Origin of the sequence: Micromonospora sp. DT62 (assembly GCF_049847285.1) — a bacterium.
GTDB lineage: Bacteria > Actinomycetota > Actinomycetes > Mycobacteriales > Micromonosporaceae > Micromonospora > Micromonospora reichwaldensis.
Map to the genome: position 1 here is coordinate 1 of NZ_JBNCOB010000003.1, position 13,225 is coordinate 13,225.

11 protein-coding genes are annotated in these 13,225 nt (G+C 73.0%); 5 read left to right on the plus strand and 6 right to left on the minus strand.

What is annotated here, in order from left to right:
• Positions 1-117: 117 nt before the first annotated feature.
• Genes ACPXCB_RS05980 through ACPXCB_RS06005 form a run of 6 tightly spaced genes read right to left on the minus strand, consistent with a single transcriptional unit; the run spans position 118 to position 6,032 of the window.
• A complete protein-coding gene (locus ACPXCB_RS05980; RefSeq protein ID WP_425872921.1) occupies positions 118-966 on the minus strand; it encodes a PmoA family protein in 849 nt (282 codons plus the stop codon).
• A 23-nt stretch (positions 967-989) separates the two neighbouring features.
• Positions 990-1,628: a hypothetical protein gene (locus ACPXCB_RS05985; RefSeq protein ID WP_425872923.1), complete on the minus strand. Its 639-nt coding sequence runs from the start codon at positions 1,626-1,628 to the stop codon at positions 990-992.
• Complete coding sequence (locus ACPXCB_RS05990; RefSeq protein ID WP_425873414.1) at positions 1,625-2,521, minus strand: carbohydrate ABC transporter permease; 897 nt, start codon at positions 2,519-2,521, stop codon at positions 1,625-1,627. Before ACPXCB_RS05990 ends, ACPXCB_RS05985 begins: the two co-directional genes overlap by 4 nt.
• A 2-nt stretch (positions 2,522-2,523) precedes the next feature.
• Positions 2,524-3,507, minus strand: coding sequence for a carbohydrate ABC transporter permease (locus ACPXCB_RS05995; protein ID WP_151453250.1), 984 nt, complete (start codon positions 3,505-3,507; stop codon positions 2,524-2,526).
• A gap of 28 nt (positions 3,508-3,535) precedes the next feature.
• On the minus strand, positions 3,536-4,885 hold the full coding sequence (locus ACPXCB_RS06000; protein ID WP_425872925.1) for an ABC transporter substrate-binding protein: 1,350 nt from the start codon (positions 4,883-4,885) through the stop codon (positions 3,536-3,538).
• A gap of 19 nt (positions 4,886-4,904) precedes the next feature.
• Positions 4,905-6,032 (minus strand): LacI family DNA-binding transcriptional regulator, encoded by a 1,128-nt coding sequence (locus tag ACPXCB_RS06005; protein WP_425872927.1) that lies wholly within the window; start codon positions 6,030-6,032, stop codon positions 4,905-4,907.
• Between the two features lie 239 nt (positions 6,033-6,271).
• Here ACPXCB_RS06005 and ACPXCB_RS06010 point away from each other — a divergent pair, with 239 nt between their 5' ends.
• The 5 genes from ACPXCB_RS06010 to ACPXCB_RS06030 are packed head-to-tail and all read left to right on the plus strand — an operon-like array spanning position 6,272 to position 13,072.
• Complete coding sequence (locus ACPXCB_RS06010; RefSeq protein WP_425872929.1) at positions 6,272-7,600, plus strand: Gfo/Idh/MocA family protein; 1,329 nt, start codon at positions 6,272-6,274, stop codon at positions 7,598-7,600.
• 30 nt (positions 7,601-7,630) lie between these two features.
• Positions 7,631-9,055, plus strand: coding sequence for a glucuronate isomerase (uxaC, locus tag ACPXCB_RS06015; RefSeq protein WP_425872931.1), 1,425 nt, complete (start codon positions 7,631-7,633; stop codon positions 9,053-9,055).
• Positions 9,052-10,356, plus strand: coding sequence for an enolase C-terminal domain-like protein (locus ACPXCB_RS06020; protein ID WP_425872933.1), 1,305 nt, complete (start codon positions 9,052-9,054; stop codon positions 10,354-10,356). The genes uxaC and ACPXCB_RS06020 overlap by 4 nt, the downstream gene beginning before the upstream one ends.
• Positions 10,353-11,834 carry a mannitol dehydrogenase family protein gene (locus ACPXCB_RS06025; RefSeq protein WP_425872935.1) on the plus strand — a complete coding sequence of 494 codons (1,482 nt, stop codon included), beginning with the start codon at positions 10,353-10,355 and terminating at the stop codon, positions 11,832-11,834. Before ACPXCB_RS06020 ends, ACPXCB_RS06025 begins: the two co-directional genes overlap by 4 nt.
• A 41-nt stretch (positions 11,835-11,875) precedes the next feature.
• Complete coding sequence (locus ACPXCB_RS06030) at positions 11,876-13,072, plus strand: Gfo/Idh/MocA family protein (RefSeq protein ID WP_425872937.1); 1,197 nt, start codon at positions 11,876-11,878, stop codon at positions 13,070-13,072.
• Positions 13,073-13,225: the final 153 nt, after the last annotated feature.

Sequence of the window (13,225 nt, forward strand, 5' to 3'; positions counted from 1 at the left end):
GTCCTCACCGCGCTCCGGCCTCGCCAGGGCTTTCACCCTGTTCGTCCGTTCCGCGCTGGCAGAGAGAAAGTTACGCCCGCCGGACAAGATCGTCAAATCCGGGGTGGGAGGGCCGCGTCACACCGTCCCGCCGGCGGCCAACGCGGCGGCCGTCGCCTGGTCGAGCGTGCCGTCGGCGACGACCACCCGGTGCCGCCCGGTGCGACTCGTACCCGCGGTGATCACCCTGGGCCGGTCGAAGGCGAACGCGGCGCAGACCCCCGGGTACATCGCGGTGCGGACGAACCAGCGGTCGCCCTCCGCGAGCCCCGCCAGCACCAGCGTGTACGCGGCCCCGTCCGGTCCGGTGCCGGCGAAGGCCAGCCACGGCGCGTCGCTGCCGTTGACCGCGGCCTCCCCCTCGGCGGTGGCGGTGCACACCCGCGCGGGTGACGCGCTGACCGCCCGCCAGAAGAAGCCGCCGTAGCCGGCGCCGCCCGGGCGTCCGTTGGTCGCCGGGCTGCCCAGGGCGACGTCCCGGTCGGCGGGGGCGGTCAGCGTGTACCCGACGTCGAGGGCCCAGGCCCGCTCGCCGACCCGCTGCGCGGCCAGCTCCCGCCGCTCGGTGAGCAGCACCGCCCCGTCCCGGTCCCGCCACTCCAACTGGTGCGCGAGCCGTTGCGGGTCGCGGGTCTCCCAGCGGGTGTGGGCGATGCGGCCGTGGTCGTCGCGCCACGTGTAGCCGGTGTCGCGGACGTAGGTGCGCCCGCCCCAGAGGTTGGTGCCGTCGACGTCCTGCACGGCCAGGGACGCGCCGAGGTGCCAGACGTGGTCGGCCGGGAACGCGTCGGTGACCACGGTCCCGCCGAGGGTCCGCACGGGGTGCAGATACGGGCGGGGGCCGTGCCGGGGATCGATCGCCGGGTCGACGACGTACCGGGCCACCGGCACGTCGTCGACGCTGAGCTGCCGATCGTTCTCGGTCACGCCGGCCCGCCGGCCGTCGCCCGTCACGACTGTCCCACCGGGGCGGGCACGGTCCGCCGCGCGACGGCGTGCAGGGCGGCGACCACGTACCCGACGAGGATGGGCACCGCGACCGGGATGACCAATACGGCGAGCAGCGCGGCGACGGCGCTCACCCCGCCGGCGGCGGCCCAGGTGCCCGGGCGGGCGCGGCAGGCGCCGGCGGCGGCACCGGCGGCCTCCCGCCAGCCGCGGCCACCGCGGCGGCCGACCTCCACCACCACCAGCGCGGCGTACCCGGCCAGGGCGGCGGCCAGCACGACGGTGACCAGGAGCAGTGGTGCCCCGCCGGGTACCCGGCCGCCGGCCAGCGCGGCGACGTTCACGGCGAGCAGCCCGAACGCGGCGACCGTCAGCACGCTCACCCCGACGCCGGGCAGCAGGGCGCGGCCGTACCGAACCAGGTTCTCCCGCGCGGAGGGCCAGGAACCGACGGTGTACCGGTCGTGCACCGCCGCGCTCGCGGCGGCGACGGCCGCCGCCGCGGTGAGCACCGGCAGCGCCGCCAGGGTCAGGACGATGCCGAGCACGGCCAGGTCCGTGGCGTCGGTGAGCACGTCCCGCCAGTCGCGGCGGGCTGGCCCGTCCTCCCGGTCCGGCCCGTCGTCCGGGTGCGGCCTCATCCCTTGAGTCCGCTCGTGTTGATGCCCTCCACCAGCATCCGCTGGAAGGCCACGAAGAACAGGAACACCGGCAGCAGCGACAGCACCGACATGGCGAACATCGGGCCGACGGCGCTCTGGCTCGTCGAGTCGATGAACAGGGTCAGCGCCACCGGCACGGTGTAGTCCTCGAGGTCGGAGAGGAAGACGAGCTGGCGGAAGAAGTCGTTCCAGGTCCAGATGAACGAGAAGATCGCCGTGGTGACCAGCGCCGGCCGGCTCAGCGGCAGAATCACGTGCCGGAAGATGCCGAAGGCGTTCGCACCGTCGATCTTGGCGGCCTCGTCGAGTTCGCGCGGGATGCCCCGCATGAACTGCACCATCAGGAACACGAAGAACGCCTCGGTGGCCAGGAACTGTGGGATCAGCAGCGGCAGGTACGGCCACTCGCCGCCCACCAGGCCCAGGCTGCGGAACAGGATGTACTGCGGCACGATCAGCACGTGCCCGGGCAGCAGGAGCGTCCCGATCATCACGGCGAACCAGACGCCCCGCAGCCGGAACCGCAGCCGCGCGAACGCGTACGCGGCGAGCAGGCAGGAGACGCCGTTGCCGATCACGGTCAGCAGGCTGACCATCGCGCTGTTGAGGAAGAACCGGCCGAAGCTGAAGTCGAAGTTGGTCCAGCCGTCGGCGTAGTTGCCGGGGGTGAACTCGTTCGGCAGCAGGCCGATGTTGTTGACGATCTCCTCCTGGCTCTTCAGGGACGTACCGATCATCCAGAAGAGCGGGTAGAGCACGACCGCGACGATCGCGATCAGGATGAGCAGGCGCACGGCCTGCCCGCCACCCGCGCGGCGCGGACGCCGCGGGCCGTTCGCGGCTGGCGAAGTCGCCGCCGGGGTTGCCGTCACCGTCACCGGTCCTCCCCGTCGGAGTAGTGCACCCAGAACCGCCCGGTGCTGAAGAAGATCGCGGTGATGATCGCGATGGCGAGCAGGAAGACCCAGGCCATCGCGGAGGCGTAGCCCATCTCCAGGTTGGTGAAGCCGGTGATGTAGAGGTTCAGCGTGTACATCAGGGTGGAGTCGACCGGGCCGCCGGTGCCGTTGCTGAGCACGAACGCGGCGGTGAAGCCCTGGAAGCCGTTGATGGTCTCCAGCACCAGGTTGAAGAAGATCACCGGCGAGAGCATCGGCAGGGTGACGGCGACGAACTGCCGCCACTTGCCGGCGCCATCGACGGAGGCCGCCTCGTAGAGCTCGGTGGGCACCTGCTTGAGGCCGGCCAGGAAGATCACCATGGGCGCGCCGAACTGCCAGATGGCGAGCACCATGAGGGTCTCCAGCGCCCAGTCGGGGTCGTTGACCCACGGCTTGCCCTCGATGCCGAAGACGCCCAGCAGCGAGTTGAACGCGCCCTCGCGGTTGAACATGTTCACCCAGACGATGGCCAGCGCGACGCTGCCGCCGAGCAGCGAGGGCAGGTAGAACAGGCCGCGGAACAGGCCGACGCCGCGCCAGGCGCGGTTGAGCAGCAGGGCCACCCCGAGGGCGGCCGCCAGCTTCAGCGGCACGGCGATCAGGGCGAAGGTGAGCGTCACCCGCACCGAGTGCCAGTACGACGGGTCGGCGGTGAACATCCGCTCGTAGTTGGCGAGCCCGACCCACTCCACCTCGGAGAAGGGGGTGAGGATGTCGTAGTTGGTGAAGCTCAGGTAGAGCGACAGGAGCATGGGTATCGCCGTGACGGCCAGCAGGCCGAGCAGCCAGGGCGACAGGAAGACGTAGCCGGCCAGACCGTCCCCGTGCCGGGACCGCCCGACCCCGCGCCTGCCGGCGGGGGTCGGGACGGATCCGGTACGTCGTCGGGTCGGACCGGGCGCCGTGGTCAGGGCCACGAGCCGGTTCCTCTCGGTAGCGTCAGGGTCAGGCGATGGCGGTCTTGCAGGCGGCGATGAACTGCTCCGCCGCCTGGGCGGAGCTGATCCGGCCGTACTGGGCGTTCTCGGCCGCCTTGATCAGCTCGGAGCGGACCTTGCTGTGCCCCTTGAGCGGGACCTGCGGCGCCTCGCCGAACTTCTGCGCCAGGTCGGACTCGACCTGGATCGACTGCTTCATCGCCGGGTCGGTGACGTCGTCGCTGACCACCCGGCGCAGATCCAGGTTCGACGGCAGGCCCCGGTCGGTGCCGAGGATCTTGACGGCCTCGGAGTCGTTGGCCAGGAAGTTGATCACGTCGACCGCGACGTCCTTGCGCTTGCTGCCCTTGAACACCGACCAGTACATGGAGGCGCGGGCCCACTGGGCGCTGGGGTCGCCGGGGTAGGCGATGACGCCCAGTTCGTCCTTGGTGTTCTTCTTCAGCTCCGGCATCTGGTTGACCCAGACCCAGCTGGTGCCGGCCTTGCCGGTGACCACGAGCTGCTTGGTGATGTCGGTGGCGTTGCCCTCGTGGATGACGTCGGGGGTCGGGGTGGCGCCCCGGTCCCGGGCCCCCTTCCACAGGTCGAACCACTTCGTCACGTCCTCGGCGGTGAAGCCGAGCTCCTTGCCCTTGTAGAGGTCCTTGCCCTGCTGGCGCAGCCACACCCAGAACGCCTTGTAGTCGGCGCTCGGGTCCTGGGTGCCGGGCACCTTGGTCTTCTTCGCCACCTGCTCGGCCCAGGCGATGTGCTCCTCCCAGGTCATGCCGGTGGTCGGCTCGGGCAGGCCGTTCTTCGTCAGCAGCGTCTTGTTGTAGACCAGGCCCTGGGTGTTCTCCCCCGCGGCCACGCCGGCGAGCTTGCCGTCGACCACGCCGTACTGCCAGAGGCTCTTGGGGAACTTCGACACGTCGAGGTCGCCGGAGTCCTTGTACGACGTCAGGTCGAGGGTGGTGCTGCGCGAGGCGTACTCGGCCAGGTAGTTGTCGTCGATCTGGAAGAGGTCCGGCGGGTTGCCGCCGGCGGTGAGGGTGGCCAGCTTGTCGAAGTAGCCCTGGTTGGCCTGCCAGGTCTTCTCGAAGGTGACGTTCGGGTGCTTCTTGGTGTAGAGGGCGAGGGCCTCCTCGGTCAGTTTCGCCCGGGCCTCACCGCCCCACCAGAAGACCGAGAGCTTGACCGGGGCGTTCGGGTCGGTGCTGGCCTCGTCGTCGCCGCCGCAGCCGGCGGCGCCGAGGACCAGGGGCAGGGCGACGACCGCGGCGAGCAGGCCGCGGATCAACCGCCGCCGGCGGACGGGGGTACGGTGAACGGGCACGGCCTGCGTGCCAGTGGTGGGGGGCGTTGCGGGGTGCATGTGCGCTCACTCCTTGGCGTTAGGAGGCGACGACGCCACCGGTGGCCGCGGTCGGGCGACCCGGGCCCGCAAGGCGATGCGGGCCCGGGACGACCAACTCGGCGTCGGGGCGGTTCCGACCGTCCGCCGGCGCGGCGGCGGTCGAGTCGCGGATGACCAGTTCGGTCTGGAGCATTACCTGTGCGGTGGTACGACGGTCGTCGCTCGTGACACCCCGACCGCCGCGTGAGCCACGGGCGGCGACGGTGTCGTGTTGCAGGAGCATGTCGACGGCCGTCCGGCCGGCGGCCGCGTTGGGCGTGGCCACCGTCGTCAACTTGGGCCGGGTGAGCCGGCTCAGGGCGATGTCGTCGATGCCGACGACGCTCACGTCCTGCGGGACGCGCATCCCGATGGCGTCGAGCCCTTCGATCAGGCCGATCGCCATCAGGTCGTTGTAGGCGAGGACCGCCGTGGCCTCGCTGCGGCGGACCTGCTCGGCGAGGGCCGCGCCGCCGGTCTCGGTGGGCTGGTTGGGCCCGAGGACGGTGAACTCGGCGCCGCCGGCCCGCGCCGCGATGCCGGCCGCCCGGCGGATCTCCCGGCTGGTCCACGAGCCGCGCGGCCCGCTGAGCAGCGCGATCCGTCGGTGGCCGAGGCCGAGCAGGTGCTCGATGGCCGACCGGGCGCCCTGCCCGACGTCCATGGTGACGCACGGCAGGCCGGCGACCTGCCGGTTTATCACCACCAGCGGCACTTCGCGGCTGAGCTGCTCGATCATGCTGTTGCTCATCCGCGGGCTGCACAGCAGCACCCCGTCCACCTGCTTCGCGAGGGCGTGGACCAGCTCCTCCTCCGCGATCGGGTCCTCGTTGGTGTCGGCCACGAACACGTGGTAGTCGCGTTGGCGGGCCTGGCTCTCCGCCGCCTTGATCAGCGGCGGGAAGAACGGGTTCGCGATGTCCGCGATGATCAGGCCGATGTTGTGCGTACGGCCGGTGATCAGGGCGCGGGCGGCGCGGTTGGGCCGGTAGCCGAGCTCCTCGGCGCAGGCCAGCACCCGGCCCCGGGTCTCCGGGTTGACCAGGTGCGGGGCCGAGAACGTGCGGGAGACCGTGGAGATGTGCACGCCGGAGGCCCGGGCGACGTCTCGGATGGTGGCTGGCACGGCGGGGCCCTTCGTCCAGTGTGGCTGGGGTCACGTCAGGTGCCGCCAATTAATGCAAACGGTTGCGCCGGTGTCAACGGCCGATGGTTACAGATGCGTTTCGGCCACGCTCCCACCATGCGCTGAAATGCGGATCAAATCGGATCTATGCCGCCGGTTTGGCATCGATCGTTGACGCCGCCGCGAGGCACGTGGTTATTTCGCTGCAAACCTTTGCAGCAACACGGGAGGCGGTCGACATGTCGTCCAGCACCGGTCAACGGGTCCGACACGCCCTCGTGGGCACCGGGTCCCGGGCCGAGATGTTCGTCCGGGCGCTGGTGCGCGACCACGCCGACACCGCCGAACTCGTCGCGTTCGCCGACGTCAACCAGGCCCGCATGGACGCCCACAACCGGTGGCTCGGCGAGCTGGGCCACCCGCCGGTGCCGACGTACCGGGCCGAGGACCTGGCCGCCATGCTCGTCAAGGAGCACGTCGACGTGCTGGTGGTGACGAGCGTGGACGACACCCACGCCGCGCACGTCGACACGGCGCTGCGGGCCGGCTGCGACGTCATCACCGAGAAGCCGATGACCGTGGACGCGGCCGGCTGCCGGCAGATCCTCGACGCGGTCGCCGACACCGGGCGGCAGGTGCGGGTGGCGTTCAACTACCGCTACAACCCCCTGCACGAGAAGCTGCGCGAACTGCTCGCCGAGGGCGCGATCGGCGAGGTGGGCTCGGTGCACTTCGAGTGGCTGCTCGACGTGCGGCACGGCGCCGACTACTTCCGCCGCTGGCACCGCGACAAGGCGCACTCCGGCGGGCTGATGGTGCACAAGGCCGGCCACCACTTCGACCTGGTCAACTGGTGGCTGGACGCCACCCCCGTCGAGGTGTACGCCACCGGCCGGCTGTTCTTCTACGGCGAGGCCGGCCGCCGGCACGGCTACGCCCGCGACTACGAGCGGGCGCACGGCTCCCCCGCCGCCGACGACGACCCGTTCGCGCTGCGGCTCGACGCGCACCCGAAGCTGCGCGAGCTCTACCTCGACGCCGAGGCCGAGGACGGCTACCAACGCGACCGCAACGTCTTCGCCCCGGGCGTGGACATCGAGGACGACATGGCGGTGCTCGCCCGCTACTCCACCGGCGCGACGATGACCTACCACCTCACCGCGTACGCCCCCTACGAGGGCTACCGGGTGATGGTCAACGGCAGCCGGGGCCGCCTCGAGCTGGAGGTCGTGGAGAGCGACCACGTCAGCCCCGCGTCCGCCGGTGCGCTGAAGGGCGCGGCGCTGCACGGCGACGAGGCCGCCGCCGAGGGCGGCTCCGCCACGCTGACCCTGCGGCCGTTCTGGGCGCCGCCGCAGGTCGTACCCGTGGCCGGGCACACCCGCTCCGGGCACGGCGGCGCCGACGCCCGGATGGCCCGGGTCCTGATCGCCGGCGAGCCGGACCCGATGGGGCGGGCGGCGACCGCCCGCGACGGCGCCCTCGCCCTGCTCACCGGGCTGGCCGCGAACCGCTCCTTCACCACCGGCGCCCCGGTCCGGGTCGCCGACCTGCTCGACCTCTCCTGAGCCACGAACACCCTCCGAGGAGCCCCACCCGTGCCCACGACCGACCTGCTCTTCCCCGCCGACCCCGCGCAGCGCGCGGTGGCCCGCCGGCTGTACGCGCTGGCCGCGCCCCAGCCGATCATCTCCCCGCACGGGCACGTCGACCCGGCGATCCTGGCCGAGGACCGCCCGTTCCCGGATCCGGCGCGGCTGCTCATCGTGCCCGACCACTACCTCACCCGGATGCTGCTCAGCCAGGGCGTCGCCCCGGCCGACCTGGGCGTGCCCACCGTCGACGGCAGCCCCACGGAGCCCGACGGGCGCACCATCTGGCGGCGCTTCGCCGCGCACTGGCACCTGTTCCGGGGCACCCCCTCCCGGCTCTGGCTGGAGCAGACCTTCACCGACGTGTTCGGGGTGCGCACCCCGCTCTCCCCGGCCACCGCCGACGCCGTCTACGACGAGCTCGCGGCCCGGCTCGCCGAGCCGGAGTTCCGGCCCCGGGCGCTGTTCGAGCGGTTCGGCATCGAGGTGCTCGCCACCACCGAGTCGCCGCTGGACGACCTCGGGCAGCACGCCAAGCTCGCCGCCGACGGCTGGGGCGGGCCGGGCGGCCGGGTGATCACCACGTTCCGGCCGGACAACGTGGCCGACATGGAGTTCGACGGCTGGGCGGACAACGTCGCGCGCCTCGGCGAGATCACCGGCGAGGACACCGGCACGTACGCCGGCTACCTGGCGGCGCTGCGCCGGCGGCGGGCGGCCTTCATCGCGGCCGGCGCCACCTGCACCGACCACGGCCACCCCACCGCGCGCACCCTGGCGCTGGGCGCGGACGAGGCCGCGCGCCTCTACGACAAGGGCCTGCGCGGGGTCGCCGACGCGGCCGACGCGGAGACGTTCCGGGCGCACATGCTGCTGGAGTTCGCCCGGATGTCGCTCGACGACGGCCTCGTCATGCAGCTGCACCCCGGCGCGGTGCGCAACCACAACCGCTGGCTGTACGCGCGGCACGGCCGCGACGTCGGCGGCGACCTGCCGCAGGCCACCGAGTACCTGCACGCGCTGACCCCGCTGCTGGACGCGTACGGCAACGACCCGCGGCTGCGGGTGGTGCTCTACACCCTCGACGAGTACACCTTCAGCCGGGAACTCGCCCCCCTGGCGGGCGGGTACGCCGCCCTGTACCTCGGGGCGCCGTGGTGGTTCCTGGACTCGCCGGAGGTGCTGCGCCGGTTCCGCGAGTCGGTCACCGAGTCCGCGGGCTTCTACAACACCGCCGGGTTCGTCGACGACACCCGCGCGTTCTGCTCCATCCCGGTACGCCACGACGTGGCCCGCCGGGTCGACGCCGCCTACCTGGCCCGGCTGGTCACCGAGCACCGCCTCGGCGAGGACGAGGCCGCCGAGACCATCGTCGACCTGGCGTACCGACTGCCGAAGAAGGTCTTCAAGATCGGAGAGAATGTCCTGTGAGTGTCACCGTCACCGCCGTCGACGTGCACGACGTGCGGTTCCCGACCGCCGCCGCGGGCGACGGCTCGGATGCGATCAACCGGGGCGACTACTCGGCCAGCTACGTCGAGCTGCGCACCGACGCCGGCGTCACCGGGGCCGGGTTCACCTTCACCAACGGTCGCGGCAACGAGCTGACCTGCGCGGCGATCGAGGCCCTCGCCCACCACGTGCGGGGCCGCACCGTCGAGGAGATCTTCGCCGACCCGGTGGCGTTCTGGCGCTCGCTGAGCGCCGACGTGCAGCTGCGCTGGCTGGGCCCGGAGAAGGGGGTCATCCACATGGCCACCGGCGCCCTGGTCAACGCGGTCTGGGACCTGCGGGCCAAGCTGGCCGGCAAGCCGTTGTGGCAGCTGCTCGCCGAGCTGCCCACCGAGGAGCTGGTGGCCAGCATCGACTTCCACCACATCACCGACGCCCTCACCCCGGACGAGGCGGCGGCCATCCTCGACAAGGGGCTGGTCGGGCTGGACGAGCGCCGCGCCACGCTGGAGCGCGACGGGTTCCCGTCGTACACCACCTCGGTGGGGTGGCTGGGCTACCCCGACGACAAGGTCCGGGCGCTGACCCGGCAGGCGTACGCCGAGGGGTGGCGGGCGATGAAGATGAAGGTCGGCGGGCTGCCGGCCGACGACCTGCGGCGGGCGCGGATCATCCGGGCGGAGATCGGCCCGGACGCGCTGCTGATGATGGACGCCAATCAGGTCTGGGACGTCGACGAGGCGATCACCAACATGACCGCCCTGGCGGAGGTGGACCCGTACTGGATCGAGGAGCCGACGCACGCCGACGACATCCTCGGGCACGCCCGGATCGCGCGGGCGGTGACCGGCCTGACCAACGGCCGGTGCCGGGTCGCCACCGGTGAGGTGGCCGCCAACCGGGTCATCTTCAAGCAGCTGCTCCAGGCCGAGGCGATCGGCGTGATGCAGATCGACGCCTGCCGGGTCGGCGGCGTCAACGAGGTCCTCGCCGAGATCCTGATGGCGGCGAAGTTCGGGGTGCCGATCTGCCCGCACTCCGGCGGCGTGGGCCTGTGCGAGTACGTCCAGCACCTGGCCGTCTTCGACTACCTGCGGGTCGGCACCAGCCTCGACGGCCGGATGGTGGAGTACGTCGACCACCTGCACGAGCACTTCGTCGACCCGGTGCGCACCCGCGAGGGGCGCTACCTGCTGCCGGAGGCGCCCGGCTACAGCTCCACCATGAAGCCGGAGTCGATCGCCGAGTTCCGCTTCCCGGACGGACCGGTGTGGCGATGACCGGCGCCGCCCGGCTCGGTCTCGGGACGCTACGCCGGCTGCCGACCGAGAGCCGCCCGCTGATCCGCCCGGGCAGCGTGCCGGCGGGGATCGTGCACCTCGGGCTGGGCGCGTTCCACCGCGCCCACCAGGCGGTCTACACCGAGGAGGCGATGGCGCGGGCCGGCGGCGACTGGGGCATCGTCGGCGTGGCGCCACGCAACCCCGACGTGGTGACGACGCTGGCCGCGCAGGACAACCTGTTCAGCGTCACCACCACCAGCGCCGAGGGGTGCCACACCCGGGTCATCGGCGCGCTGGCCGGGACGCGGCACGCCGCCGGTGACCCCGCCGCCGTGGTGGCGCTGCTGGCCGACCCGGCGATCCGGGTGGTCACCCTCACGGTGACGGAGAAGGCGTACCAGCTCGACCCGGTGACCGGCCGGCTGCGGCCCGACCCGGAGGTCGCCGCCGACCTGCGCACCGACCGGGCGCCGGTCACCGTCCCGGGCCTGCTGCTGCGCGGGCTGCTCGCCCGCGCCGCCGCGCAGGGCCCGCCGTTGGCCCTGGTCAGCTGCGACAACCTGCCCGCGAACGGCCGCCGGCTGCGCGGCCTGGTCGAGCAGTCGGTGGCGTACGCGGGGGTGCCGGAGCCGCTGGCCGGCTGGGTGCGGGAGGGCGTCAGCTTCCCCGGCACCATGGTCGACCGGATCGTGCCGGCCAGCACGGCGCAGACCCTCGCCGACGCCGAGCGGGCCCTGGGGGTGACCGACCTGGCGGCGGTGGTCGCCGAGCCGTACCGGCAGTGGGTGATCGAGGACGACTTCCCGGGCGGCCGGCCGGCCTGGGAGCGGGCCGGCGCGGTGCTCACCGCCGACGCGGGACCCTGGGAGCGGCTGAAGCTGCGCGCCCTCAACGGCGTGCACTCGGCCGCCGCCTACCTGGGCGCGCTGGCCGGCCGGGAGACCATCGCCGACGCGCTGGCCCTGCCGCACCTGACCACGGTGCTGCGGCACCTGGTCGCCGAGGACGTGGCGGCCAGCTTCGACCCGCCCGAGGGCGTCTCGGTCGTCGCGTACGGCGAGGAGGTGCTGACCCGGTTCGCCAACCCGGCGATCCACCACCGCACCCTCCAGGTGGCCCTGGACGGCTCGCAGAAGCTGCCGCAGCGGATCCTGCACACCATCGCCGACCTGCGGGCCGCGGGCCGGTCGGCGCACTGGGCCACGCTGGTGGTGGCCGCCTGGCTGCGCTTCGCGCAGGGCCACGCCGACGACGGCAGCCCCCTGCCGCTGGCCGACCCGCTCGCCGAGGAGATCCGCGCAGCGCTCGCCGCCGGAGCGAAGACCCCGGCGGGGGCCGTCGACGCGGTGTTCGCGCTGCGCGAGGTCTTCCCCGCCGAGGTGGCCGAGGACGACGACGTACGCGCCGAGGTGACCGGGTGGCTGACCGCCCTGCAACGGCACGGGGTGGCCGCGACGCTGGCGGGCACCCGGTGACGGCCGCCGCCGCGGGGACGCCACCGGGACGGGCCGGCGCCGTGCCGAGGGTCGCGATCGTCGGGGCCAACGGGCACGGGCGCTGGCACCGGCGGGTCGTCGCCCCACTGCACGACGCCGGGCGGCTGCGGCTGGTCGCCCTGGTCGACGTACGTCCGATCGAGGACGAGCCGGCGGCGCCGGTGCCCGACGGCACCCTGGTCCACGCCGACCACCGGGAGATGCTCCGGGTGGCCCGGCCGGACGTGGTGGTGGTCTGCACCCCACCGCACACCCACCTGCCGATCGCCCTGGACGTGCTCGCCGCGGGCGCGGACCTGCTGCTGGAGAAGCCGCCGGTGCTGTCCACCGCCGAGCACCGGGAGCTGGCCGACGCCCTCGCCGCGACGGGGCGGGCGTGCCAGGTGGGCTTCCAGGCGCTCGGCTCGGCGGCGCTGAGGGAGCTGACCGACGCGGTCCGGGCCGGGCGGCTCGGTACCGTCACCGGCATCGCGACGGTGGCGTCCTGGCAGCGCTCCGACGCCTACTACGCGCGGGCGCCGTGGGCCGGGCGGCGGACGCTGCACGGCCGGCCGGTGCTGGACGGCGCCCTGGCCAACCCGCTGGCGCACGCGGTGATGCAGTGCCTGGCGGTCGCCGAGGCCGCCGGGGACGGGCCGGTGGTCCCCGCGCGGATAGAGGTGGAGCGCTACCGGGTCCGGCCGATCGAGGTGGACGACACGGCGACCCTGCGGGTGTCGTCCCGTTCGGGACCGCCGATCGTCGCGGCGGTGACCCTGGCCGGGGAGGACTTCGTCGCCGGGGAGGTGATCGTGACGGGCACGGCCGGCCGGGCGGTGCTGGAGTATCCGACCGACCGGTTGCTGCTGCCCGGCGACGCCGGCGCACGCGAGGTGCCAGGCCGGCGCGGGCTGCTGGAGAACCTCCTCGCCCACCGGGCCGACCCGGCGGTCGCGCTGATCTCGCCCCTGGCGCGGACCGCCCCGTTCACCGCGGTGCTGGAGGCCGTGACGACCGCGCCCGAGCCGGCGCCGCTGGGCGGCGACCTCGTCACCGCCACGGGCGACGGCCCGCAGCGGGTGCTGACGGTGCGCGGGGTCAACCGGTTGCTGCGCCAGGCGGCCGAGGAGGGGGCGCTGCTGTCGGAGCTGGCGGTGCCGTGGGCGGTGGCGCCGCACCGCACGGACCTGACCGGGCAGGAGGGACCGCAACGCACTGCAACTGAACCGCCCGCGTGAGGCGGGTCCATATCGGATATTACGGCGCGATCCCGACCGAGGGCGGTCGGGATGGTACCGGCCGATCGGATCAATTGCAACACTTCTGCACATGCTAGTCATTGACTCGCATAAATCGTGAAACCTACCGTTGCCCCATATCGAACAGGCGAC

What these genes read in the sequence shown, in the direction of transcription:
- ACPXCB_RS05985 (WP_425872923.1), bottom strand. Translation starts at nt 1,628, where the DNA reads ATGAGGCCGCACCCGGACGACGGGCCGGACCGGGAGGACGGGCCAGCC.
- ACPXCB_RS06000 (WP_425872925.1), bottom strand. Translation starts at nt 4,885, where the DNA reads ATGCACCCCGCAACGCCCCCCACCACTGGCACGCAGGCCGTGCCCGTT.
- ACPXCB_RS06010 (WP_425872929.1), top strand. Translation starts at nt 6,272, where the DNA reads ATGTCGTCCAGCACCGGTCAACGGGTCCGACACGCCCTCGTGGGCACC.
- ACPXCB_RS06025 (WP_425872935.1), top strand. Translation starts at nt 10,353, where the DNA reads ATGACCGGCGCCGCCCGGCTCGGTCTCGGGACGCTACGCCGGCTGCCG.